Origin of the sequence: Tenacibaculum sp. 190130A14a, assembly GCF_964048965.1 — a bacterium.
Taxonomy (GTDB): domain Bacteria; phylum Bacteroidota; class Bacteroidia; order Flavobacteriales; family Flavobacteriaceae; genus Polaribacter; species Polaribacter polynesiense.
In genome coordinates this window covers 3,137,480-3,162,335 of the sequence record NZ_OZ040189.1, presented here as the reverse complement: position 1 = coordinate 3,162,335, position 24,856 = coordinate 3,137,480, and the positions used below count along the sequence as shown (strand labels likewise).

The window sequence follows — 24,856 nt, the reverse complement described above, 5'->3', positions numbered from 1 at the left end:
GAATAAAAAAAGCGACTTTAAACAAAGTCGCTTTTTTTATTTTGTTAATATAAACTTTTGAATTTTTGAGGATTTGCTTCATGCATTATCTCATAAACTTTTTCAAAAATATCTTCGGCAGACGGTTTAGAGAAATAATCACCATCAGTACCATAAGCAGGTCTATGTGCTTTCGCACTTAATGTTTGTGGTTTACTATCTAGGTGACGATATCCATTTTGGTTTTCAACAATTTCTTGTAATAAGTATGCTGAAGCTCCCCCAGGTACATCTTCATCAACCACTAATAAACGATTTGTTTTAGCTACCGATTTTACAGTGTCATGATTGATATCAAAAGGTAATAAACTTTGTGCATCAACGATTTCAATATCAATGCCTACTTGAGCTAAATCTCTAGCAGCTTCTTCAACGATTCTTAATGTAGATCCGTAAGAAACAATGGTAATATCTGTTCCTTCTTTAATTGTTTCAACAACACCAATAGGAGTTTTAAACTCACCTAAATTGGTTGGTAATTCCTCTTTTAAGCGGTATCCGTTTAAACATTCTACAATTAAAGCAGGATCATCACTTTCTAACATAGTGTTATAGAAACCAGCTGCTTTTGTCATATTTCTAGGTACTAATACATGAATACCTCGAATGTTGTTGATGATTCCGCCCATTGGAGATCCTGAGTGCCAAATACCTTCTAAGCGATGTCCACGAGTACGTATGATTAGCGGTGCTTTTTGTTTTCCAAAAGTACGGTAACGAAGTGTAGCTAGGTCATCACTCATAATTTGTAAAGCATACAATAAATAATCTAAATATTGAATTTCGGCAATTGGTCTTAAACCACGCATTGCCATACCAATACCTTGTCCTAATATAGTTGCTTCACGTATTCCAGTATCCGATACACGTAATTCACCAAATTTTTCTTGTAAACCTTCTAGACCTTGATTTACGTCTCCAATATGTCCTGCATCTTCACCAAAAACAAGTACATCTGGATGTTTTTTAAAGATAGCTTCAAAATTATCTCGCATAATAACACGAGCATCTACCATATTTTTTTCTGAAGCATATGTTGGTACATTCGATGCTATATTTTGAGCAGCCTTTTCAGATTCACTTAGTAAATGAGCAGAGTATTTTACTGCAGCAGCATCGATGGCATTTTTTATGAAATTTTGTAATTCTATTTTTTCAGCAAAACTTTCGTCTTTTAAATGACGTAAACTTTTTCTAGCAGCTACTAAAATGTCTTTTCTAATAGGTTCGTCAATAGCTGCTAAATCGCTTTTATATTTACTTATAAAAGTACGATTACTACTTTTTTGAGCTACCCTGTCCAGTAAATCAAGAGCTGTAGCTACTTCCGATTTTATCTCGTTTGTAAAAGAACTCCAAGCAGCACGTTTTGCTTTACTTACTTCTTTTTTTGCTTCTTTTTCAATAGCAATTAAATCTTCTTCAGTATCAATAAATTTTAAAGTTGCTCCATTTTCATCTTCTAATTCAAACTCTAAAATCCATTTTCTCATTTGAGCAATACAATCAAAATCCTGTTCCCATTCTAAACGTTCTTTAGACTTATAACGTTCATGAGAACCAGAAGTTGAGTGTCCTTGTGGTTGCGTTAACTCTTTTACATGAATTAAAACAGGTACGTGCTCTTCTCGAGCAATTTTAGCTGCTTTATTGTACGTGTCAATTAACTCTACATAATTCCATCCGTTTACAACAAAAATTTCGTATCCGTTATTTTCATTATCTCTTTGGAATCCTTTTAATATTTCTGAAATGTTTTCTTTGGTTGTTTGATGACGAGCGTGAACTGAAATACCATATTCGTCATCCCAAACACTCATTACCATTGGTACTTGTAAAACTCCTGCTGCATTAATTGTTTCAAAAAACAACCCTTCACTGGTACTGGCATTACCAATTGTTCCCCAAGCAACTTCATTTCCTTTGTTAGAAAAATTAGTGTGGTTTTCTAACCCTTCTACGTTTCTATATATCTTCGAAGCTTGAGCTAATCCTAATAAACGTGGCATTTGCCCAGCAGTAGGTGAAATATCAGCCGATGAATTTTTTTGAGCAGTTAAATTTTTCCATTCTCCATTTTCATCTAAAGAATGTGTAGCAAAATGACCTCCCATTTGACGTCCTGCAGACATAGGCTCTATGGCAATATCGGTATGAGCATATAATCCAGCAAAAAACTGTTGAGGATTTAATTCTCCAATAGCCATCATAAATGTTTGGTCACGGTAGTAACCTGATCTGAAATCTCCATTTTGAAATGCTTTGGCCATGGCAAGTTGAGGTACTTCTTTACCATCACCAAAAATTCCGAATTTCGCTTTTCCTGTTAATACTTCTCTACGTCCTAATAAACTACATTCACGACTTATACGTGCAATTCTGTAATCATTTAAAACTTCATTTTTAAAATCTTCGAAAGAAAGTTGTTGAGTGTTAGCTAGTTCGGTATTCTGCGTCATAATCTTCTAATTTTGATACGCTTACAAAGATAGTTTTTTTAATTGATATTTAAAAATTTTAATTTTTACTGAGAATAATTCAAAAAAAAAGAAAAAAAAGACTTTTTATTGAATGTTTTATAATATTCCTCTTCTGAAAAAATTATAAATCTGGTCTAAGTTTGTGGTAATTATAAATTTGATTTTTGTAGGATAAGCTTCTTTAGTAACCTCAAAACCTTGATTTGTATATATTGGGAAGTAAAATTCAAAAATATTTGGAATAAAATTTAAACGAATTCCGTTTTCATAAAAGAACTTTGGGTTGGCTCCTCTATTTTTTAAAACAGCAAAATCGTTATATACCTCAGCCCATCGCCATATACTTACACTAGTATTTACAGAACCAATAAATTGATTGGCAAAATAGGGTTGATCGAAGTTGGATTTGAATCCACCATCGGCAATAACAAATTGCTGACTAAAAAAACCTGAGTTTTCTGATCTTCCAAATAAGTTTTGTTCAAACAAATAATCCGTACCTCGATTTAAACCAAAGCTAAAGTAGTTTCCTTCTGTATTATTGTGGGTAAATACACCTCCGAAGAAACGAATGTCAAAACTTTTATTTACATCAAAGAATTTTCTATAACGAATATCTGTAGAGATTTTTGAGAAGTTTTCTGAATATTCTGCATTGATTGCATATTGAAGCCTGTGAATAACATTTGGTTTACTATAAATGTATCTTAAGTTTAAAACTTTGTAATTGTCTCTATCTGTTTTTGGGGTATTGATAGCAACATCTTTATTAACATAAATCAATCTACCTAAAATGAATTGAGAACCTACATCTCTTAAAGTATTTCTTCTAAATTGAAGTGTAAAAAATGGGTAGAAGGTATTATAACCTAGTTCTGGAGCATAATGAAAATTACTACCACTAACTCCATATCGTATTTTATAAATTTTAGAGTCTTCGAGAAAGTGATTGTATGCAAAAAGATAGGAACCTGTAAAGTTTTGACTTCTGGTACTATAAGTTGGAGTTAATCTGAATTCAAAATTACGTTCTATAATATGTTGGTTGTTAAAGTTAATACCCAAAATAACTCCGTCGTATAGGTTGTATTTAAAATCTGGGAAATAGAAAATTTGGTTATAGTACGGGTTCTCCACATCTTTAAAAAAACGCAGCTGTAAAGGTTTGTTAATAAGACTATTATTAACGTTTCTAAAGTTGTCTAAAAAATTATGTTCAGGATATATTTGTTCATAGTTTAAGGCCAACTTGTTATAATTACCAAGTTTAAGCTTTACAGTCTTTGTAGAATCAATTCCTGAAATCCATGTTTTAGTAGCAATTTTTTTATCTTGGATTCCGTATAAAGCTACTGGTGCAGTTACATTTCTTTTATTTTTAATTGTTACTAATATAGAATCTCTATTTTTTGTAAACTTTACCTTTTTAATGGTGTAATCAATTTTTTTACTTGTTTTCAGGTAATCATTAAAGAACCAATCTAAGTTTTCAGAAGTGTTTTTTTGTAGTATTTCATTGAATACCTGACTATAGGTTGTACGAAAACTTTGTTTTTTATAAAACTCCTGAAGAGAGGATTTTAAAATACTATCACCAATAAAACCTTGTAAGTATTTAAATCCTAGACCAGCTTTGTATTTACTTACTACTTTTCTATTAAAATTGGACAAAGAATCGGCCCTTGTTGTTAATGCCTGATCAAAGAATTTTCTTGCACTAAATTGGTAAATAAAAGGGTATTTATCGTTTTGTTTTAGTTTGGCTAAGTTATAGGTGCTTATGGGCCAGTATTTGGAGTATTTACCCAGTATTGTAATATCTGGATAATAGGTTTTCATATACTCCATCATTAAAAAAGTTTCGAGTCCATCTGCAAACCAATAGTCTTTCCTTCTATTAAAGTTTAAAGCGTCATCGATATATTTCTTTGTGAGCGCTTTAAAAAAGCGTACTTCCCATCGAAAAGTTTTTGGGAAAGGTTTAAGCCAACTAGGTAAACCATAAATTTCTCTTAAAGAGTTTTTATTAACAGTTCTGGAGTCTAAAAAAAATTCATTATGAGGATTTTTTCCCAGATAGTTTTCAATAAACTTTAGCTGTCGGTCAATTATATCAGAGATTTCATTTTTAGTTAGTTTACCGTTAAATGCATCTGTTTTAATCTCTTTTTGATGTGCTTTGAATGAATAGAATTTAGAAGGTGTATTGATATTAAGGATTATATCTTTCTTTTTATTCCCAATTAAATAATATTCATTAATAGTGTCTTTTGGAGTTTTGTACTGGTATAAATTACTTTCAAGTTCAAACTTTTTGGGTAAGTCTATTTTGATTTTATAATTTGTTGGTTCTTGAAACAAATCATCCATATTAAGATTACTCATGATATTCCATTGGCCGTCATATACTGCAGGAATCAAATGCCAAAATCGTAAATGATATCCATTTTTGGTTTTACCATAACTAGTAAACCTTGCATTTGGAATTTTAACTTTATAGGTAGTTGTAATGTTAATACTATCTTTTGGTAGTAATTTTTGGTTTAAAAGAACTTCTAAAATGTCCGGTTTGTTTCTAACATTCTTAAAAGCTGTTGGTTCGAAATTAACGCTTAGGTTGTTAATTTTTGTGTACCCCTTGTCTTTATCTTTAGAAAAATAGAAGTTTTTCTTATAGTCTTCCATAAATCTTTTACCAAGTGGGGTGTCATTATTTTTAAAACTATTTGCCCAGTTATGTAGAAAAACACTGGTAAGTGTATCTTTTGAGTTGTTGTAAAATAAAGTGTTTTGTTGAATAAAAAGCGTTTGTTGGTCATCATTCAATCGGGCCTTTATTTCAATAACATTCGTTTGTGCTATTAATTGTAAACAGCACAAGCAAGATAAGTAGAGTATTAAAAGAGGTTTGTTTAACTTCAAAGTATAAAATAAAAAAGCTCGTTAACGTTAACGAGCTTTAAATATAATGATTTAGAAGTTTGGTTTCAATTGATATTTAGCATAGAATTTATTAAAATGCTCTACCGCTTCTTCTGCCGTATCCACCACTCTAAACAAATTTAAATCTTTTTCACTGATATTTCCTTCTTCTAAAAGGGTGTTTTTAATCCAATCTAATAGGCCACTCCAAAATTTCTTTCCAACTAAAACAATAGGGAATCGTCCAATTTTATTAGTTTGAATTAAAGTAATTGCCTCAAAAAGTTCATCTAAAGTTCCAAAACCACCTGGCATTACTACAAAACCTTGAGAGTATTTTACAAACATTACTTTACGAACAAAGAAATAATCAAATTCTAAGTTTTTATCATGGTCAATCCATGGATTGTCATGTTGTTCAAATGGTAATTCAATGTTTAAACCTACAGAAGTACCTTTTCCTCTATGAGCACCTTTATTACCGGCTTCCATGATACCAGGACCTCCACCAGTAATTACTCCAAATCCGTTTTGAGTTAATTGAAAAGCAACTTCTTCTGCTAATTTATAATAAGGGTGGTCTGTTTTTGTCCTAGCAGAACCAAAGATTGATACACATGGTCCAATTTTACTTAATTTCTCATATCCTTCAACAAATTCAGACATGATTTTAAAAATAGCCCAGCTATCGTTAGTTTTTATTTCGTTCCAAGTTTTTGATTGTAATTTTTCTTTTATTTTTCTGTCATCATTCGGACTCATACTCATATATCTTTTAAATTAATTAACAATTTGGTTTGCTAAACTTACATTTTTAGCAAGCCTGCTAATTTAGTGTTTTTTATGATATGAGATTCAATATTATTTGATAATATTTTTAAGCTGATAGAAAAAACGTTCTATCAATCTTAAATCCTCAGTAACAATGTCAGCTGTTCCTTGCATTTCTTGTCTGAAAGCAATTTCTTTTCCGTAGGTAGTTTTTAAATCTTGTGGTAAATCAACATCTATTAAATAGTTTCCTTTTTCATTTGGGAGCAACGAAATAAACTTCACTTTTCCATTGAGTTCTCCAAATTCATCAGAAGGATAATTCAATAGTTTTATTTGTACTTTTTGTCCTTTTTTAATTTTTCCTGAATTGGCCGCAGGAGCAGTTATTTTTCCGATATAAGAAGTACTTTTAGTTGGAATAATGGTAAAGATTAAATCCCCTTGTTGTACGTTTTGATTTTCATTCCAATATGATAAAAAGGAAACCTTTCCATCAATAGAACTGGTTAAGGCATATTGTCTTTCCCAATCTTTAATAGCTTTTCTCAAATGGAAGAGAGACTGAATGGCCCTCTTTTGTAAGCGAATATCGTTTTGTGTCTTTTTAATCGATGTGCCTTTTAAATTTCTATTGGAATTACTGATTAGTTCACGAATTTGAGAAATTGAGGTTTCTAGTGATTTATGACCTCTTTCTGCTTGTAAATGTTCTACTTCTCTTTGCCCTTTTTCTTTAGCAGAAATTACTCCCTTTTCGAACATTTTGCGACTTCGTTCTAAGTCATTTTGTTTGATTTCAAGTTCTTTTTTACTCAACTCTCTTTGAGATAGTAAAATTTGCAATCTGCCTTTAGCTTCTAAGACAGACATGTGATTGGCAAGGCTTTCAGATTTATAAGGAGTGAGCTTTTTATTTAAAGTGTATTCAGAATAATCATTTTCGAATTGTGCATAGCTGGTAGTGATGTCTCCTAAAATCATAGGAGGAATATCATCTAAGGGAAATTTGAAATCGTCAGTGTCGGTTTTAATATTATCAACAATACTTTTTAATAATAAAACATCTTTATAAGAGGCACTATTTTCTATAACGGCTAATACTTCACCCGAGTGTACTTTACGATCATCACTGGTTAAAAAAACTTCAAATCTACCTTTTGAGTTCGCGTAGATTTTCTCTGGAGGAAATGAGGTGGTTACCATGACTTGGGTAGAAATTACATCAGGATATCTAATGAACCATGAGATAAATAATAGCATTATAATTAATAAAAGAAACAAAGTATTTCCCCATCGAATCATCCAATTAGGAACATGGCTTAAAATTTCTTGTACTTCTTCACTTCGAATTTCTATGTCTGAATTATTTTCTGGCATATTTTTTTGTTAAAAGATGCTCGTATATGATACGAGCATCGTAATTTGATTTGTCAAATAAAGCAAATAATTTACCCAATCCAAAAACAAAGAAAATGTGTTTCCGGTAAACAGGCATTATGCATGCAGCAATTATTAGGTGGACAGTCGCTTACAGTTTCGCAACGTCTTTTACCACCAGCAATTTGCTTTTGCTCATTTTTATTTAAACTTTTTCCTAAATTTAATATAGATTTCTTCATTTCTATGATTTTTATAATTGAATCTTACCCCTGAACCATTTAAAGACACTCAAGGAATGTGTCGTTATTCGCGAAAGATTTGATTATATACTAGCAAGGAGCAAAATGTGGAGTATTTGGTCCACAATAACATCCAAACCATTGACAACCTCTTTTAGCAGTGCAGCTAGAGCTATCTGTAATGTTAAAACAGTTGTTGGTAAACATACCTCCGTTCACTTTTTGCTGTGCCTCCTTATTTAAGGCTTTTCCTAAAGTTAATATTGACTTTTTCATTCTATAATTAAATTCCGAAACAGTTAACGCTTACTAAAACTCTCATTTTACAGTTGTCAGGAAGTGTATGATATTGCTCACAAGTACCACATCCCATTGCACTAATTCCATAACAAATTGGGCCTGGGCAACTATTTCCTCCGTTAACTTGTTTTTGCTCAGCTTTGTTTAAAGCTTGTCCTAAGTTTAAAATTGACTTTTTCATAATATTATAAACAACATTGTCCGTTAACAATTGTACCTCTATTCGCTCCACCTAATCCGTTTGGAACGGCACATGCATCTCCTTCACCACAATCAAATGCGCAAAAGAATAATGAAGAACAACGTCTCATACCTCCGTTAATGTTTTGCTGTTCAGTTTTGTCTAATGTTTTTCCTAAGTTTAAAATTGATTTTTTCATTTTATATAATTTAAAATTTGATAAAATCCTTGAACTATTTAAAGACACCCAAGGTTTGTGTCTATTCTTCGCGAAAGTTTTATATGTTTTGTGTAATCATTATAACAATGATATTGTTACAATTTTTAAGTAAGTTTAATTTAAAAAAGCCCACGATTACGTGGGCTTTTGGAAGCATTTTATTGTATAGCTGCCGTTAAAGAAGCTCCTCCTACGGTACAATGTTGCCCATATACATCTTCTCCGTATACGCTACAGTCTTCATTTGAACCAGTAACACATGCACCACATCCCCAAGCATTACAACATTGGTAACCACCATGAGCTAACATTCTACCTCCGTTAATAGTTTTTTGATCAGCTTTCGTGATAGCTTTTCCTAAATTTAAAATTGATTTTTTCATAATTAAAAAATTTTAAGTTTGATTAATTGTTCCTTGAGCTATTTAAAGACATTCAAGGTGTATGTCTGTTTTATTTACCTAGGTCTAATTGGTTTTTTACTAGGTGATAATAACTTCCTTTTAATTTGATTAACTCTTGATGAGTTCCTTTTTCAATGATCTTTCCTTTGTCCAATACCACAATTTGATGTGCATTTTTTACCGTACTCAACCTATGGGCAATCACCACTGCAGTTTTATCTGCAAAAAAGGTATTCAGTTTTCCCATAATTACCTTTTCATTATTGGCATCTAAAGCACTGGTAGCTTCATCAAAGAATAAGAACTTCGGATTTTTATATACAGACCTAGCAATTAGTAAACGTTGCTTTTGTCCTGTACTTAGTCCATTACCTTCACTTCCTATCTTGGTATTGTATCCTAAAGGCAAGCTCTCTATATAATCAGATATGTTTGCTACATCGATAGCATGTGCTAGCTTCTCTTTATCTACATAATCTTCTCCTACAGCAATGTTCTTAGCAATAGAATCATTAAAGATGTATCCTTCTTGCATCACCACTCCACAGTTTCTTCTCCATTCCTTTTGTGAGATATTCTTTAAATTGAAATTGTTAATCATAATATCTCCTTTGTCTACTTGGTAAAAGCCTAACAATAGTTTCATAAGTGTAGACTTTCCACTACCACTAACTCCTACAATAGCGGTAGTCTTATTAGCCGGTATTTCAAGAGATAAATCTTTTAACACAGGTTCTAATCCTCCAGTATATCTAAAAGAGATATTGTTGAGTTTGATGGCTGCATTTGGAGGAATTTGTGTTACTTTTTCATCTTCTGGTTTTTCCTCATCTTCCATGTTGTGTATTTCTCCTAACCTGTCTACCGATATTTGTGCATCTTGTACATCTCTCATAAAATTGATTAGCTGTGTAATAGGACCATTTAATTGTCCTACGATATAACTAATAGCCATCATCATACCTAGTGTGATGTTTCCATCAATTACTAGTTTGGCAGAGAGTATGGTAATGAACATGTTTTTAAGTTCGTTGATAAAGTTAGATCCTACACTTTGTGTTTGTTCTAAGGCTAAACTTTTGGTCGCTACTTTAAACAACCTGGCTTGTACATATTCCCAATTCCATCGCATACGTCTTTCGGCATTATGGAGTTTTATTTCCTGCATTCCATTGATCAGCTCAATCACTTTACTTTGTTCTTGACTTACTTGAGAGAATCGTTTGTAATCAAGCTCTTTTCGTTTCTTAAAGAAGAAAAGTACCCAACCGAAATACAAGACACTTCCCAGTACAAAAACACCAAATATTTGTAAGCTATAGTATGCCAGTACAAAACTGAATATGATTAAATTGAAAAAGGAGAACAATACTGTTAAAGAGGATGTCGTTAAGATTCTCTCAATACGTTTATGATCATTGATTCTTTGTAATAAATCTCCTGTCATTCTCACATCAAAATAAGAAATAGGTAATTTCATTAACTTGATGAAAAAATCGGAAATCAAAGAAATATTGATTCTTGTACTAAGATGTAATAGAATCCAACTTCTAATAATCTCTAAAGAAGCTTTTCCAATAAACAAGAACAACTGTGCAAATAAGATTAAGTACACAAAGTTGATGTCTTGATTCTTAATACCAACATCTACCACACTTTGGGTTAAAAAAGGAAGAATTAATTGTAATAAACTTCCTGCTAATAGCCCAATGATTAACTGAACAACAAACTTTTTGTATTTAAAGAGATATCTGAAAATAAATCCAAAGCCAAACTTTTCATCTTCTTCAAACTCCTCGCTGTAAAACTTAGGAGTAGGTTCAACAAGTAACGCAATACCTTCTTCTGTGTTTTCATCGGCATTGTTACCTATCCAATGTTGAATGAATTCTTCTTTGGTAAAGGTGATGAGCCCATGAGCAGGATCAGAAATGTATACTGTATCCTTTTTTATTTTATATAAAACTACATAGTGATTTTTATTCCAATGGATAATACAAGGAAAAGGAGCTTCTTTAAGCTTATTAAACGCTAGTTTTATCCCTAAGGATTTGAATCCGATTGATTCAACAGCCTCACTTAATCCTAATAAACTACTACCTTCTCTAGTGGTCTCACTTAATTTACGTAGTTGTTGTGTGTTAATTGTTTTACCATAATGTTTTGCAATGATCTTGATACATGTTGGACCACAATCTTTTGCTTCAGTTTGTTGATATGATGGAAATTTTTTCAACTATATATAGTTTTAGATAAAAGGAGAACCATTTAATTCTCCTTTTTAAATTAGAAACAGTATTCTGCATAACACTGTTTTTAGGTTGTTTTATTGAAGAATAAAACGACAATAAAATTCAGCACAATGTCTTCCGAAATCTTCACAGTTTCCATCATCGTTGGCATCACATTGTTTTCTACCTCCATTAATTTGTTTTTGCTCAGTTCTTTTTAAAGCTGTTCCTAAGTTTAAAATTGAATTTTTCATGTTTTTTAATTATATTAATACTAGTCTTGCAGTTTTTATGAATGAGATTTTTTATAGAGATAAACTCCCATCACATAAAAGCCCTCCTGTGTTTGGAGCTCCAAAAACTTGGCAGAAACGCGAGGTATTACAGCATCCTGTTCCACAATCTTCATGTGATTCGCAATATTTTCGTCCACCGTTAATTTGTTTTTGTTCAGCTCTTTTTAATGCTGTTCCTAAGTTTAAAATTGAATTTTTCATAATAGAAAATAGTTAAAGTTATTTGTTAGGTGAACATTTAAAGACACTCACCATTTGTGTCTATTCTTCGCGAGAGAATATTTTATTTTAAAGGAGCAATTTTCCCAAAAACGTTTTCTTTTAAGAATAGCAATTGACCGATCAAACAGTAACTAATTCCTGATGTTTTTCTTCTAGTTCTTCTATAAAGAAGATTAGGTCTGTTCTATTGTATTCTTTAGGGAATGATCTTCCGTTTACTAATATTTCTGGAGTGAAATTAATCGAGTTATCTTGACACCAAGTGTTTTCTCTTTCTAATTCTTCGATATACAATTCTTTTTGATTGCAATTATCATAAGTTTGCAACCACTTCTCTGGCTTTTCTCCTCCGTAAATAGCATCCATAGCTTTTAAACAAGCCTCACTTCCTTGGGTATGGTATATTTCTATAAGACGACTAGTAATTTTTACAGCATCACCTTCTTTGTCTTGAATGTTGATATTGAACCTGATTTTGATCTTTACATTATTTGCATAGCGATGTAAAATCTCATCAATATGCTCATGCACAGGCTTACAATGTCCACAAAATGGATTGGTTACAATGGTTAACTCTAAAGTTGAGTTAGGATTTCCAAAAACAATCTCTTGACTGTTTGTTATTTGGGTATGTAATTGCGGTGATTTTTGTAATAAATTATCAAACAACGTAAAGTTTCTTTTAAACTTAACATGTTCTATTTTTTCTTTTCTTAATTCAGTTACTTCTGCTACTAATGGTTTTATATAATACCAAGCTAACCAGGTTATTGAAGCAACGATACCAAAAGTAACAAAGCTGGTTGGTACAAATTCAGTGATATACGTATTGGTAATTAAAGGAACTGCTGCTTGTAACCATAAAACCCCTACAATACTCAAACATAACATACACCATTTTTTTACAACAGCATATTGATAATAGATAGAATATAAAGTAACTGGAATTGCTAATAAACTAATGGTATAGGCAATGGCAGGATTAGAAATTTGTGCTAACGTTAATAGAGTAAGTCCAGAAAAATATAACACACTTAAATCACTAAGTTTATATCCTTTTATAATTTCTGCTCCTTTAGAGGTTAATACAGCATCACAATCTTTCTTATCATCTGCTCCTGAACAAAAGGCATTTCCGATAGATGTTTTTAATCCTAATTCTTGTTTAACAATAGCAATACTTGTAACAATTCCGACAACAGATAATACGAAATAGCCAAGTGTAAATAAATTAACTGAACTTTGATACAAAGAGAAACCTGTTAAACTAATTAACAAACCAAGAGCTATAAATTTGATAAGATTAGATTTCTTCTCTGGTTGAACACTCTCACCTGTTTTTTCTACAGCAACAATAATTCCTGTAAACTTTTGAAGAAACTCTTCTTCAGTATATTTTTCTTTTTTGTTCTCTGAATTGTAAATAAAATAGTCTAAACCTTTCCTTTGTACAATAACAAGATCTTTTCTGTTATCTGTGGATATTTGAGCTAAGAAACAGTCAGGTAATTGTACCAAAGTTTCTTTATTAGCAGGAACATCTGCAGCAACATTTTCAATATTGAAATGATCTAATACACCAGTGATAGCATGTAAACTTGGATATGACGGATGACTTTGTATTTGAAAAATCAATTCGTCTTTATCAAAAGAGATTGTATTGCTCTTTAATAATCTTTGTACAAGATTTGTTAATGAGTGTTCCATAAAATAAGTAGTAGGTTATTAATTGTGAAGACGAATATAGAAGTAGAAGAACAGCATTTTTAGACAAATTCATATCTGTGCAGAATGAATTCAAAACTGTTAAGATTTAGTGATTATTTGTTTTTCATTCTATATTTTTTCTGTTTTCATTATAAAATTAAGTAAATAAAAGAAAATCAGAAGCTGAACGTTCTTTATATAGAGAAAACATAAATAGAAAATAATTAGCTTTGTTAAATTTATTTATAAGTTTGTATGAAAAGAATACTACTACAACTATTGTTTAGCTTTATTGTGTTTTTCGGATGTCAAAAAAGACTGAGCAATTTAGAAGAACCGAACTTACCACATTACTACAATACGAAAGTTTATTTAGAAACAGATTCATTAAACTACTACTTAGAAGAATTAGAAAATATACCAAAAGAACACTTATCGGATTCATTAAAAGCAGAGTATAGTTTTGCTAAATCAAGGTTTAATTATAGTTTGGGTAAATATGATGAAGCAATCAATATATTAAACTATGTAACGTCATTTACAACAGATAGAATAAAATCAGATAGAGAAGTGTTGTTTTTCCGGGCGTTGTCTCTAGTGTATTATCGTAAAAAGAATGATTATCTGAGTGCAGAAAAAATAAATGAGAAGTTGTTAGCCTTGTTAAAGGATGATGACTATAAAAATAAAGCATTTGTTTATCAATTTAAGCACAACGTAAAGTTAGCTTTAGAAGAATATGAAGGAGCTTTAGCAGCAAGTAAATTGGCTGCAGATTACTTTTTAAAAGCAGGAGATACTGCTAATCATGGTATGTCAAAAATTAGTAATGCTGTTTTATATAGTACTTTAAAAAATCAAGAAAAGGCAGGTGATATATTAGATAATTTTAAGTTTGAACATAAACTAGATTCACTTGGGAAATATCAACTTTATGCTTCTAAAGGCTATTACTATAACAAGAATGGTTTTTATAATAAGGCCATTGTTGAATTTGATAAAGCTTTATTTTTTACAAAACAGTTAAAACAAAAGAATTTAATTAAACAAAGGTTGGTTAATAATTATATTAACCTGTCAAATTCATATATCGGTTTAAAAAAGTACAACATCGCTGAACAATATTTAGATTCTGTATACAATTTAGGAATCAGTGATATTGAGTATGATGATCAACGAGCAGCTCTAAAAAAGAGTTTGGAAGTATCACATTACCGAAAAGAAAATTTGACTTCAGTGATGGCTAAGTTAGATTCAATATTTAAGTATCAGGATAAGAATTATTCAGAAAGGATTGATAGCGAGCTAAAAGCTTCTAAAGTGGCTTTTGAAAAAGAGATTACCTTAGAAAAAGAAAAGAGAGAAGCAGAGATAGAGAGTTTTATTTTTGAAAGAAATCAATACATTTTAGCAGTATTATTGTTATTAGCCATAGTAATAGGAATACTTGTGTTGAATTTTTACAGACAACGTAAGTTTAAAATAGAACAGGATAACTTTTTATTACATCAGCGTTTGTTACGTTCTCAAATGAATCCTCACTTTACATTTAATAGCTTAAGTTTGATAAAGAATAATATTGAAGATGATAAAGAAAAGTCATTAAAGTATATTCAAAAATTTTCTAAGTTGTTAAGGGCTATTTTTGAAAATTCTACAAAAAATTATGTGCCCATAGAAGATGAGTTAGAGTCTTTACAAAACTATATAGAACTGCAACAATTTAGATTTCAAGGAAGGTTTAACTATAGTATAGAGAACACCATAAATGAAGAAGATGAAGTACTAATACCGCCCATGCTGTTGCAGCCTTTTGTTGAAAATGCAATACTTCATGCCTTTAAAAAAGAGGAGGTTACAGGAAATATAAAAATTCAATTAGAGTTAGAAAATAAGTTTCTTAGTTGTATTATTGACGATGATGGAGTTGGAATTGATGAAAATGGTTTGAATAAGAAATCTTCAGTAAAGTTAATTGATGAGTTTTTAAAAAAAATGACAGGAAAAGGAATAATTATTGTTAATAAAAAGGAATTAAACAAACAAGATAGGGGAACAAAGGTGTTATTAAAAATACCTTATAAATTATATTAGAAATGCTAAAAACATTGATAGTTGAAGATGAAAGACATGTAAGGGAAAACATAAAAAAGAGAGTCTTTCAAGATTTTCGCAATGAGTTAACCATAATAGATGAAGCAATTTCTGTTAAAGAAGGGATTGAAAAAATTATAAGGTACCAACCTCAGTTAGTTTTTATGGATGTTGATTTAGGAGATGGTACTAGTTTTGACATTTTATCAGAGTTAAACGAGATTGATTTCAAGATTATTTTTATAACTGGTTTTGACTCTCATGCCATAAAAGCAATTCGTTTGGGAGCATTAGATTATTTATTAAAGCCCATAGATGATGATGAATTTAAGGAGGCTGTAAACAAGGCAATTAATACAATTGAAAAAGAAAACACTACAGGAAGCTCTGTTAATATTGCAAATCATTATTATAGAGAAGGAGAACATCGTAGAATAGTACTGAAAACATTAGATACTCAGCATTTAGTTTCATTTGACGATATACTGTATTGTAAATCAGAAGGAAATTATACAACTTTTTATCTTTTTGAGGAGAATATTGTCATTTCTAAGCCTATGAAGAAAGTGGAAGAATTGCTAGATAAAAAAAGGTTTATAAAGTGTCATCAATCTTATATCATAAATAAAGCCTACATAACTAAGTACACAAATGAAGGCTTTTTAATTACCAAAACAGGAGCTCAAATCCCAGTAGCTACTAGGAGAAAAGAGATGGTTTTAAAAGATTTGTTTTAATTCTTTTATAACGTATTTGAACTCAGCATGAACGAATTTGAACTGGATAAAGTTGCCCCTAAGTTCCTTTGTACTTTTGAACTTAGTATGAATATTTAAAAGTAATTTATGAAGTTTTTAAGATTAATTAGTATGGCTCTTATTTTTTGTGCGTCTTGCACACAAAATAACGACGAAGTTGAAATTGTTCAAAAGTTACAAAAAGGGGAGGAGAGGAATTTATTTTTAACAGAACCTGTAAAAGATAATGTTAAAGATGAAAATGAACGTATCATGTATATGGCTTCTTTTTTAATTGGAAAGGCAATAATAGAAAATAAAGATGCTAGACATTATTTTAATAGGTTTATAACAAATAAGAGAACAAAAAAAATAGAGTTGGCGTCACTATTAGATTCAGACTTGTTAGATGAAAATCCATTTGAAATTGCTTTTCATGAACAATTTAATAATTATAATTGGCATACTAGCCCAACTGCTAGTGGTGGAACACCTCCAAAATCAGCCGCAATACCAGACCCTTTTCGTTGGGGAGGTATCTTAGATTCTCAAATGTCTTATTATCAATATTTAATCGAAATAATTGAGAATAGAAAATTAGAAATTTACTTTCCAAATAAAGAATTGTATATAAATGATTTACAAGATTTAATTTATTACCTAAATAATCATGATGTATTGACTTGTTTGTGGAGTTTAGATAAGTTTACTTTTTATAGCGATGGTCTGATTCTAAAAACAGATGGTAGCGGACATTATTTGCCTGAAAATTTTGATCCTGAAAATGCGAATTCTTTAATTTTTATATTGAGAGATAAATTGGATTAATTTGGACTTAATATGTAACATAATGTAAATAAGGAGAAGCCTAGGCTTCTCCTTTGATTTTCTTAGTTAAACGAGATAAGTATATTAAAATAACTCTCCTCCTTCTGTAGCAAAACAAAAAGGAGTTAACCCATTTGGACATTTTTGATTACAAGGAACTCTAGCAATAACTACTGGAGGAAATGTTCCTGGCTCTAAGCACTCCCCTAGTGGAGCATTGTCAAAATCACTACCTTTAATAGTTTGTTGTTCAATTCTGTTTAACTGTGTTCCTAAGTTTAAAATGTTTTTTTTCATAATTAAAATTTGATTGTTTCCTTAAAATTTAAGGGTTATAAATTATACATGTAAAAAGAGTTCAAATCTTATTTATAATAGTTTGTTAGTTTGGTTACGTAAGTTGATATTTTAGATTAAATGACAACTAGGGTAGTCATCTCTAAAACACAAACCGAGCATTGGACAACAACCTTGACCAGCAGGGCAATCTTTGTGAGTAAAACAAGATTCATGTTTCCCTCCGTTAATGCTTTTTTGTTCTTTACTACTTAGTATTGAACCTAAATTTGAAATTGAATTTTTCATATTAATAAGATTAATTTGATTAAACCCTTGAACACTTTAAAGACACTCAAGGCTTGTGTCTATCCTTCGCGAATGATGTTTTATTTAATTATATTTTTAAGTTGATAGAAAAATCGTTCTATCAATCGTAAATCTTCAGTTATAATAGCTGCAGTCCCCTGCATTTCTTGTCGAAATACAATTTCTTTTTCATAAGTTGTTTTTAAATCCTGAGGTAATTTAACATCTATTAGGTAGTTGCCTTTTTCATCCGGTAAAAGTGAAATTGACTGTACTTCTCCATTGAGTTCTCCGAATTCATCAGAAGGATAGTTCAGTAGCTTTATTTGAACTTTTTGTCCTTTTTTAATTTTTCCTGAATTGGTAGCAGGAGCTTTTATTTTACCTATAAAAGTTGTGTTTTTATCTGGTAAAATTGTAAAGATTAGATCACCTTGTTGAACGGTTTGATTTTCATTCCAATATGACAAAAAAGATACTTTGCCATTTATTGAACTTGTTAAGGCATATTGCCTTTCCCAATCTTTAATAGCTTTTTTTAAATATAAAAATGATTGAATCGCTTTCTTTTGAAGGCGGGTGTCATTTTGAATTTTTTTGATAGAAGAACCTTTTAAATTTCTATTAGAACTACTAATAAGTTCTCGTATTTGTGAAATAGAAGTTTCTAAACCTTGATGTGTTCTTTGAGCTTGTAGAAAAGATACTTCTCTAAGTCCTTTTTCTTTTGCTGAAATAACTCCTTTTTCATACATTTTAAGACTTCTTTCTAAATCATTTTCTTTTATACTGAGTTCCTTACTACTCATTTCTTTTTGAGATAATAGGATTTGTAGTCTGCTTTTGGACTCTATCACAGACATTTGATTAGCAATGTTTTCTGATTTAAAAGGAGTTAGCTTTTTGTTTAAGATATATTCAGAATAATCGTTTTCAAATTGAGAGTAGCTAGTAGTAATATCTCCAAGAATCATTGGAGGGATTTCATCTATTGGAAATTTGAAGTTATTGACATTTGTGTGAATTGTATCGATGATGCTTTTTAAAAGTAAAACATCTTTATAAGATGCACTATTTTCAATAACTGCGAGTACATCTCCTCTTTGTATTGGGTTGTTTTCGTTTGTTAAAAAAACTTCGAATTTTCCTCGCGTATTTGCGTATATTTTTTCTGGAGGAAAAGAAGTTGTTACCATAACTTGTGTAGATATGACATCGGGGTATTTGATAAACCATGAAATAAATAGTAATAAGAGAATCAATAGAAGAAATAAGGTATTTCCCCAACGAATCATCCAATTGGGCACATGCGATAAAATTTCTTGTACTTCTTCACTGCGAATTTCTATGTCTGAATTATTCTGAGGCATAAGTATTGTTTTAAAAAAAGGAGGAGTTACCCCCTCCTAAGCTAATTGATGCAGCTATAATTATAGCAAGCAGTTCCCTTTGAAGCAACGTACTGGACACCATCTATTTGTAGTGTGGGCATTACCACCAGCACACCAGTATAGTCCTCCGTTAACTTCTTTTTGTTCCTTTTTATTAAGAACTGTACCTAAGTTTAAAATTGACTTTTTCATCAGATATTAGAATTTAGGAATGAAACCACCGCTACCTTCACAACTAAAATGGATAAATAACCCACAACTTCTTGCTCCAACGTAGTCATCTATTCTACCACAAGGTTGACATCCAGGAACTGGTCCGAAACATAAGTTATATTGGTGGTAGTAGTCACAAGGAGCAATACCTCCGTTAATAGTTTTTTGATCAGCTTTAGTGATAGCTTTTCCTAAAGTTAAAATTGATTTTTTCATAATAATAAATTTATAGGTTTAGTTTAATTATTCGCAACAAAGACCGTTAACTGGCCCATGTTGAGCGAAACATCTAAAAGGAGATCCAGGGAAGCTAGAAACATATGAACAAGCTCCATCTGAATGTACTACATAGTTAGAAGAACATGGACATGGATCTTTATCAAAGAAACCTCCATTAATAGTTTTTTGATCTGCTTTAGCGATAGCTTTTCCTAAATTTAAAATTGATTTTTTCATTTTTTAATAATTTAAAAATTTGATAAAATCCTTGAACTATTTAAAGACACTCAAGGTTTGTGTCTATTTTTCGCGAAAAAATATGTTTACTTACCTAGGTCTAATTGATTTTTTACTAGGTGATAATAGCTTCCTTTTATTTTAATTAACTCTTGATGAGTTCCTTTTTCAATGATCTTTCCTTTGTCTAACACCACAATTTGATGTGCATTTTTTACCGTACTCAATCTATGGGCAATCACCACTGCAGTTTTATCTGCAAAAAAGGTATTCAGTTTTCCCATAATTACCTTTTCATTATTGGCATCTAAAGCACTAGTAGCTTCATCAAAGAATAAGAACTTCGGATTTTTATATACAGACCTAGCAATGAGTAAACGTTGCTTTTGTCCTGTACTTAATCCGTTACCTTCACTTCCTATCTTGGTATTGTATCCTAAAGGCAAGCTCTCTATATAATCAGAGATGTTTGCTACATCGATAGCATGTGCTAGTTTCTCTTTATCTACATAATCTTCTCCTACTGCAATGTTCTTAGCAATAGAATCATTAAAGATGTATCCTTCTTGCATCACCACTCCACAGTTTCTTCTCCATTCCTTTTGTGAGATATTCTTTAAATTGAAATTGTTAATCATAATATCTCCTTTGTCTACTTGGTAAAAGCCTAACAATAGTTTCATAAGTGTAGACTTTCCACTACCACTAACTCCTACAATAGCGGTAGTCTTATTAGCCGGTATTTCAAGAGATAAATCTTTTAACACAGGTTCTAATCCTCCAGTATATCTAAAAGAGATATTGTTGAGTTTGATGGCTGCATTTGGAGGAATTTGTGTTACTTTTTCATCTTCTGGTTTTTCCTCATCTTCCATGTTGTGTATTTCTCCTAACCTGTCTACCGATATTTGTGCATCTTGTACATCTCTCATAAAATTGATTAGCTGTGTAATAGGACCATTTAATTGTCCTACGATATAACTAATAGCCATCATCATACCTAGTGTGATGTTTCCATCAATTACTAGTTTGGCAGAGAGTATGGTAATGAACATGTTTTTAAGTTCGTTGATAAAGTTAGATCCTACACTTTGTGTTTGTTCTAAGGCTAAACTTTTGGTCGCTACTTTAAACAACCTGGCTTGTACATATTCCCAATTCCATCGCATACGTCTTTCGGCATTATGGAGTTTTATTTCCTGCATTCCATTGATCAGCTCAATCACTTTACTTTGTTCTTGACTTACTTGAGAGAATCGTTTGTAATCAAGCTCTTTTCGTTTCTTAAAGAAGAAAAGTACCCAACCGAAATACAAGACACTTCCCAGTACAAAAACACCAAATATTTGTAAGCTATAGTATGCCAGTACAAAACTGAATATGATTAAATTGAAAAAGGAGAACAATACTGTTAAAGAGGATGTCGTTAAGATTCTCTCAATACGTTTATGATCATTGATTCTTTGTAATAAATCTCCTGTCATTCTCACATCAAAATAAGAAATAGGTAATTTCATTAACTTGATGAAAAAATCGGAAATCAAAGAAATATTGATTCTTGTACTAAGATGTAATAGAATCCAACTTCTAATAATCTCTAAAGAAGCTTTTCCAATAAACAAGAACAACTGTGCAAATAAGATTAAGTACACAAAGTTGATGTCTTGATTCTTAATACCAACATCTACCACACTTTGGGTTAAAAAAGGAAGAATTAATTGTAATAAACTTCCTGCTAATAGCCCAATGATTAACTGAACAACAAACTTTTTGTATTTAAAGAGATATCTGAAAATAAATCCAAAGCCAAACTTTTCATCTTCTTCAAACTCCTCGCTGTAAAACTTAGGAGTAGGTTCAACAAGTAACGCAATACCTTCTTCTGTGTTTTCATCGGCATTGTTACCTATCCAATGTTGAATGAATTCTTCTTTGGTAAAGGTGATGAGCCCATGAGCAGGATCAGAAATGTATACTGTATCCTTTTTGATTTTATATAAAACTACATAGTGATTTTTATTCCAATGGATAATACAAGGAAAAGGAGCTTCTTTAAGTTTATTAAACGCTAGTTTTATCCCTAAGGATTTGAATCCGATTGATTCAACAGCCTCACTTAATCCTAATAAACTACTACCTTCTCTAGTGGTTTCACTTAATTTACGTAGTTGTTGTGTGTTAATTGTTTTACCATAATGCTTTGCAATGATCTTGATACATGTTGGTCCACAATCTTTTGCTTCAGTTTGTCGATATGATGGAAATTTTTTCAACTATATAGTAGGTTTAAGATGTATAAAACAATCGAAGTAATAAGAAACGCTGAGGGGCTATTTTAAAATCTTCGATATAAAAACCTACCAAATGGCTAAGCTCATTTGGTAGGTAATTAGCTTAACAGCATTTACGATACATAGTATCATACATTGGTGGATTTTGTTGAGCTAACTCACAAGTGTAAGGAGTCCAGTTTGCTTCTGCGCAAGACATTTCGAACTTACCTCCATTTACTTTTTTTTGCTCAGCGTTGTTTAAAGCTTTTCCGAAGTTTAAAATTTGGTTTTTCATGATTAAATAATAATTAAATTAAATTAATCCTCGAACATTTAGAGACCCTCAAGGGATGAGTCTTATTAAAATCTATGTTAAGTGCGAGAGAATATTTAAAGCTTATGCTTTGATTGTTTTCATAGTATTTGAGCAATTTTCCCTAAACGGCATTTCTTTTTTTAGTAATAGCAATTTTATTGAGGTACTGAAACAAATTCCTGATATTTTTCTTCTAGTTCTTCTATAAAGAAGATTAGGTCTGTTCTACTGTATTCTTTAGGGAATGATCTTCCGTTTACTAATATTTCTGGAGTGAAATTAATCGAGTTGTCTTGACACCAAGTGTTTTCTCTTTCTAATTCTTCGATATACAATTCTTTTTGAGTGCAATTACCATAAGCTTGCAACCACTTTTCTGGCTTTTCTCCTCCATAAATGGCATCCATAGCTTTTAAACAAGCCTCACTTCCTTGGGTATGGTATATTTCTATGAGTCGACTAGTAATTTTTACAGCATCACCTTCTTTGTCTTGAATGTTGATATTAAACCTGATCTTGATCTTTACATTATTTGCATAGCGATGTAAAATCTCATCAATATGCTCATGCACAGGCTTACAATGTCCACAAAATGGATTGGTTACAATGGTTAACTCTAAAGTTGAGTTAGGATTTCCAAAAACAATCTCTTGACTGTTTGTTATTTGGGTATGTAATTGCGGTGATTTTTGTAATAAATTATCAAACAACGTAAAGTTTCTTTTAAACTTAACATGTTCTATTTTTTCTTTTCTTAATTCAGTTACTTCTGCTACTAATGGTTTTATATAATACCAAGCTAACCAGGTTATTGAAGCAACGATACCAAAAGTAACAAAGCTGGTTGGTACAAATTCAGTGATATACGTATTGGTAATTAAAGGAACTGCTGCTTGTAACCATAAAACCCCTACAATACTCAAACATAACATACACCATTTTTTTACAACAGCATATTGATAATAGATAGAATATAAAGTAACTGGAATTGCTAATAAACTAATGGTATAGGCAATGGCAGGATTAGAAATTTGTGCTAACGTTAATAGAGTAAGTCCAGAAAAATATAACACACTTAAATCACTAAGTTTATATCCTTTTATAATTTCTGCTCCTTTAGAGGTTAATACAGCATCACAATCTTTCTTATCATCTGCTCCTGAACAAAAGGCATTTCCGATAGATGTTTTTAATCCTAATTCTTGTTTAACAATAGCAATACTTGTAACAATTCCAACAACAGATAATACGAAATAGCCAAGTGTAAATAAATTAACTGAGCTTTGATATAAAGAGAAACCTGTTAAACCAATTAATAAACCAAGAGCTATAAATTTGATAAGATTAGATTTCTTTTCTGGCTGAACACTCTCACCTGTTTTTTCTACAGCAACAATAATTCCTGTAAACTTTTGAAGAAACTCTTCTTCAGTATGTTTTTCTTTTTTGTTCTCTGAATTGTAAATAAAATAGTCTAAACCTTTCCTTTGTACAATGACAAGGTCTTTTCCCTTATCTGTGGATATTTGAGCAAGAAAAGAATCAGGTAATTGTACCAAAGTTTCTTTATTAGCAGGAACATCTGCAGCAACATTTTCAATATTGAAATGATCTAGCACACCTGTAATGGCATGTAAACTTGGATATGATGGATGACTTTGTATTTGGAATGCTAATTCGTCTTTATCAAATGAAATAGCATTGCTCTTTAATAATCTTTGAACTAAAATAAATAATGTGTCTTTCAAAATAAGAGTATTTACTAAACAGTTACGTGTTTAGTTTTATGTTACCCTTTTTTTTGAAAAAAAATGAAAAAACATGATGACTGTAAGTAAAGTTATTCAAAAACTGGTATTTATGATGGTTGTTTAGATGAGTGAAATCAATAATCTAGAAAGAAAATAGGTTAGTTATAGAGTGATTTTAGAAATTAGAAATAAAAAAAGCTGATAGTATTCTATCAACTTTTTTCTAATTTGAAATTTGTATTGAACAGATACTCGTATAATATAAATCTCAAAAATGCAACATGAATTATTTTTAAAAGCCACTGTCTCCATTAACAAATGGACTTAGATCACTACACTCCCATATTGTTGAATAAGAAAGGATGTTAAAATTGCTGCAGCTATTAATAGCATTATTTAAAGTAGCAAAAGTGATTTGGTTAAAATCTTTACTATCGTCATCATCGTCATTAGCTTTTCCGTTTGATCCAATGGGAAAAATAGTTTCATGAAACTCTAATACTTCTGCATTTTGATTCACAGAGCAAGGAGTTATACTAATGATGCTAGCTTCAAAACTGTTGACCAAACAAAGTCTAATAGCTTGTTTTTGAGCTTCTGTAGTTCCAGAAACATAAGTAATTAACAAGGTGTTATTAACTTGGTATGGTGTACTTTCTTTAGTTTCTGTATTAAGAGCAAAATTTGATAAATGTTCTTTATTAATAAAACTAAGCATAATAAAAGTTACAGCTAACAGTAGGGAATTACGTAATACATTGAGTTTTTTCATGAAATTTATGTTTTAATATTCTTTTTAATTGTTCAATTTAAAGGA

General features: G+C 31.0%; 25 protein-coding genes. 3 read left to right on the top strand and 22 right to left on the bottom strand.

Annotation, left to right across the window (positions count from 1 at the left end; genetic code table 11):
• Positions 1-44 precede the first annotated feature (44 nt).
• The 13 genes from ABNT22_RS14640 to ABNT22_RS14580 all read right to left on the bottom strand — a co-directional run bounded on the left by ABNT22_RS14640 (position 45) and on the right by ABNT22_RS14580 (position 13,395).
• Complete coding sequence (locus ABNT22_RS14640) at positions 45-2,498, bottom strand: thiamine pyrophosphate-dependent enzyme (protein ID WP_348717943.1); 2,454 nt, start codon at positions 2,496-2,498, stop codon at positions 45-47.
• 117 nt (positions 2,499-2,615) lie between these two features.
• Entirely contained in the window at positions 2,616-5,399 is a 2,784-nt protein-coding gene (locus tag ABNT22_RS14635) for an aminopeptidase (RefSeq protein ID WP_348717944.1), read from the bottom strand.
• 93 nt (positions 5,400-5,492) lie between these two features.
• Entirely contained in the window at positions 5,493-6,203 is a 711-nt protein-coding gene (locus tag ABNT22_RS14630; RefSeq protein ID WP_348717945.1) for a TIGR00730 family Rossman fold protein, read from the bottom strand.
• A gap of 99 nt (positions 6,204-6,302) precedes the next feature.
• On the bottom strand, positions 6,303-7,592 hold the full coding sequence (locus ABNT22_RS14625) for an HlyD family secretion protein (RefSeq protein ID WP_348717946.1): 1,290 nt from the start codon (positions 7,590-7,592) through the stop codon (positions 6,303-6,305).
• 71 nt (positions 7,593-7,663) lie between these two features.
• On the bottom strand, positions 7,664-7,834 hold the full coding sequence (locus tag ABNT22_RS14620) for a hypothetical protein (protein WP_348717947.1): 171 nt from the start codon (positions 7,832-7,834) through the stop codon (positions 7,664-7,666).
• A 90-nt stretch (positions 7,835-7,924) separates the two neighbouring features.
• Entirely contained in the window at positions 7,925-8,110 is a 186-nt protein-coding gene (locus ABNT22_RS14615; protein WP_348717948.1) for a hypothetical protein, read from the bottom strand.
• Positions 8,111-8,117: 7 nt separating this feature from the next.
• Positions 8,118-8,315 carry a hypothetical protein gene (locus ABNT22_RS14610; RefSeq protein WP_348717949.1) on the bottom strand — a complete coding sequence of 66 codons (198 nt, stop codon included), beginning with the start codon at positions 8,313-8,315 and terminating at the stop codon, positions 8,118-8,120.
• A 4-nt stretch (positions 8,316-8,319) separates the two neighbouring features.
• Positions 8,320-8,514, bottom strand: a complete 195-nt coding sequence (locus ABNT22_RS14605; protein ID WP_348717950.1) for a hypothetical protein — start codon at positions 8,512-8,514, stop codon at positions 8,320-8,322.
• A 179-nt stretch (positions 8,515-8,693) separates the two neighbouring features.
• Positions 8,694-8,918 (bottom strand): hypothetical protein, encoded by a 225-nt coding sequence (locus ABNT22_RS14600; protein WP_348717952.1) that lies wholly within the window; start codon positions 8,916-8,918, stop codon positions 8,694-8,696.
• Positions 8,919-8,988: 70 nt separating this feature from the next.
• On the bottom strand, positions 8,989-11,175 hold the full coding sequence (locus ABNT22_RS14595) for a peptidase domain-containing ABC transporter (protein ID WP_348727156.1): 2,187 nt from the start codon (positions 11,173-11,175) through the stop codon (positions 8,989-8,991).
• Between the two features lie 90 nt (positions 11,176-11,265).
• Positions 11,266-11,424, bottom strand: a complete 159-nt coding sequence (locus tag ABNT22_RS14590; RefSeq protein ID WP_348727154.1) for a hypothetical protein — start codon at positions 11,422-11,424, stop codon at positions 11,266-11,268.
• 51 nt (positions 11,425-11,475) lie between these two features.
• Positions 11,476-11,667 carry a hypothetical protein gene (locus tag ABNT22_RS14585; RefSeq protein ID WP_348727152.1) on the bottom strand — a complete coding sequence of 64 codons (192 nt, stop codon included), beginning with the start codon at positions 11,665-11,667 and terminating at the stop codon, positions 11,476-11,478.
• 141 nt (positions 11,668-11,808) lie between these two features.
• Positions 11,809-13,395, bottom strand: a complete 1,587-nt coding sequence (locus ABNT22_RS14580) for a vitamin K epoxide reductase family protein (protein WP_348727150.1) — start codon at positions 13,393-13,395, stop codon at positions 11,809-11,811.
• Between the two features lie 255 nt (positions 13,396-13,650).
• Here ABNT22_RS14580 and ABNT22_RS14575 point away from each other — a divergent pair, with 255 nt between their 5' ends.
• The 3 genes from ABNT22_RS14575 to ABNT22_RS14565 all read left to right on the top strand — a co-directional run bounded on the left by ABNT22_RS14575 (position 13,651) and on the right by ABNT22_RS14565 (position 17,054).
• A complete protein-coding gene (locus tag ABNT22_RS14575) occupies positions 13,651-15,489 on the top strand; it encodes a histidine kinase (RefSeq protein ID WP_348714281.1) in 1,839 nt (612 codons plus the stop codon).
• A gap of 2 nt (positions 15,490-15,491) precedes the next feature.
• Positions 15,492-16,226 (top strand): LytTR family DNA-binding domain-containing protein, encoded by a 735-nt coding sequence (locus ABNT22_RS14570; protein ID WP_348714282.1) that lies wholly within the window; start codon positions 15,492-15,494, stop codon positions 16,224-16,226.
• A gap of 108 nt (positions 16,227-16,334) precedes the next feature.
• On the top strand, positions 16,335-17,054 hold the full coding sequence (locus ABNT22_RS14565) for a hypothetical protein (protein WP_348714283.1): 720 nt from the start codon (positions 16,335-16,337) through the stop codon (positions 17,052-17,054).
• 84 nt (positions 17,055-17,138) lie between these two features.
• Here ABNT22_RS14565 and ABNT22_RS14560 read toward each other — a convergent pair whose 3' ends face one another.
• The 9 genes from ABNT22_RS14560 to ABNT22_RS14520 form a co-directional block, all read right to left on the bottom strand.
• Positions 17,139-17,351, bottom strand: a complete 213-nt coding sequence (locus tag ABNT22_RS14560) for a hypothetical protein (RefSeq protein ID WP_348714284.1) — start codon at positions 17,349-17,351, stop codon at positions 17,139-17,141.
• A 368-nt stretch (positions 17,352-17,719) separates the two neighbouring features.
• Positions 17,720-19,009 carry an HlyD family secretion protein gene (locus ABNT22_RS14555; protein ID WP_348714285.1) on the bottom strand — a complete coding sequence of 430 codons (1,290 nt, stop codon included), beginning with the start codon at positions 19,007-19,009 and terminating at the stop codon, positions 17,720-17,722.
• Between the two features lie 60 nt (positions 19,010-19,069).
• Entirely contained in the window at positions 19,070-19,222 is a 153-nt protein-coding gene (locus ABNT22_RS14550) for a hypothetical protein (protein WP_348714286.1), read from the bottom strand.
• Between the two features lie 6 nt (positions 19,223-19,228).
• Positions 19,229-19,459 (bottom strand): hypothetical protein, encoded by a 231-nt coding sequence (locus ABNT22_RS14545; protein WP_348714287.1) that lies wholly within the window; start codon positions 19,457-19,459, stop codon positions 19,229-19,231.
• Positions 19,460-19,486: 27 nt separating this feature from the next.
• Positions 19,487-19,699, bottom strand: a complete 213-nt coding sequence (locus ABNT22_RS14540; RefSeq protein WP_348714288.1) for a hypothetical protein — start codon at positions 19,697-19,699, stop codon at positions 19,487-19,489.
• Positions 19,700-19,785: 86 nt separating this feature from the next.
• Positions 19,786-21,972: a peptidase domain-containing ABC transporter gene (locus tag ABNT22_RS14535; RefSeq protein ID WP_348727148.1), complete on the bottom strand. Its 2,187-nt coding sequence runs from the start codon at positions 21,970-21,972 to the stop codon at positions 19,786-19,788.
• 121 nt (positions 21,973-22,093) lie between these two features.
• Entirely contained in the window at positions 22,094-22,267 is a 174-nt protein-coding gene (locus tag ABNT22_RS14530) for a hypothetical protein (protein WP_348727146.1), read from the bottom strand.
• Positions 22,268-22,443: 176 nt separating this feature from the next.
• Positions 22,444-24,036: a vitamin K epoxide reductase family protein gene (locus ABNT22_RS14525; protein WP_348727144.1), complete on the bottom strand. Its 1,593-nt coding sequence runs from the start codon at positions 24,034-24,036 to the stop codon at positions 22,444-22,446.
• A gap of 295 nt (positions 24,037-24,331) precedes the next feature.
• On the bottom strand, positions 24,332-24,811 hold the full coding sequence (locus ABNT22_RS14520; RefSeq protein WP_348714095.1) for a hypothetical protein: 480 nt from the start codon (positions 24,809-24,811) through the stop codon (positions 24,332-24,334).
• Between the last annotated feature and the right edge of the window lie 45 nt (positions 24,812-24,856).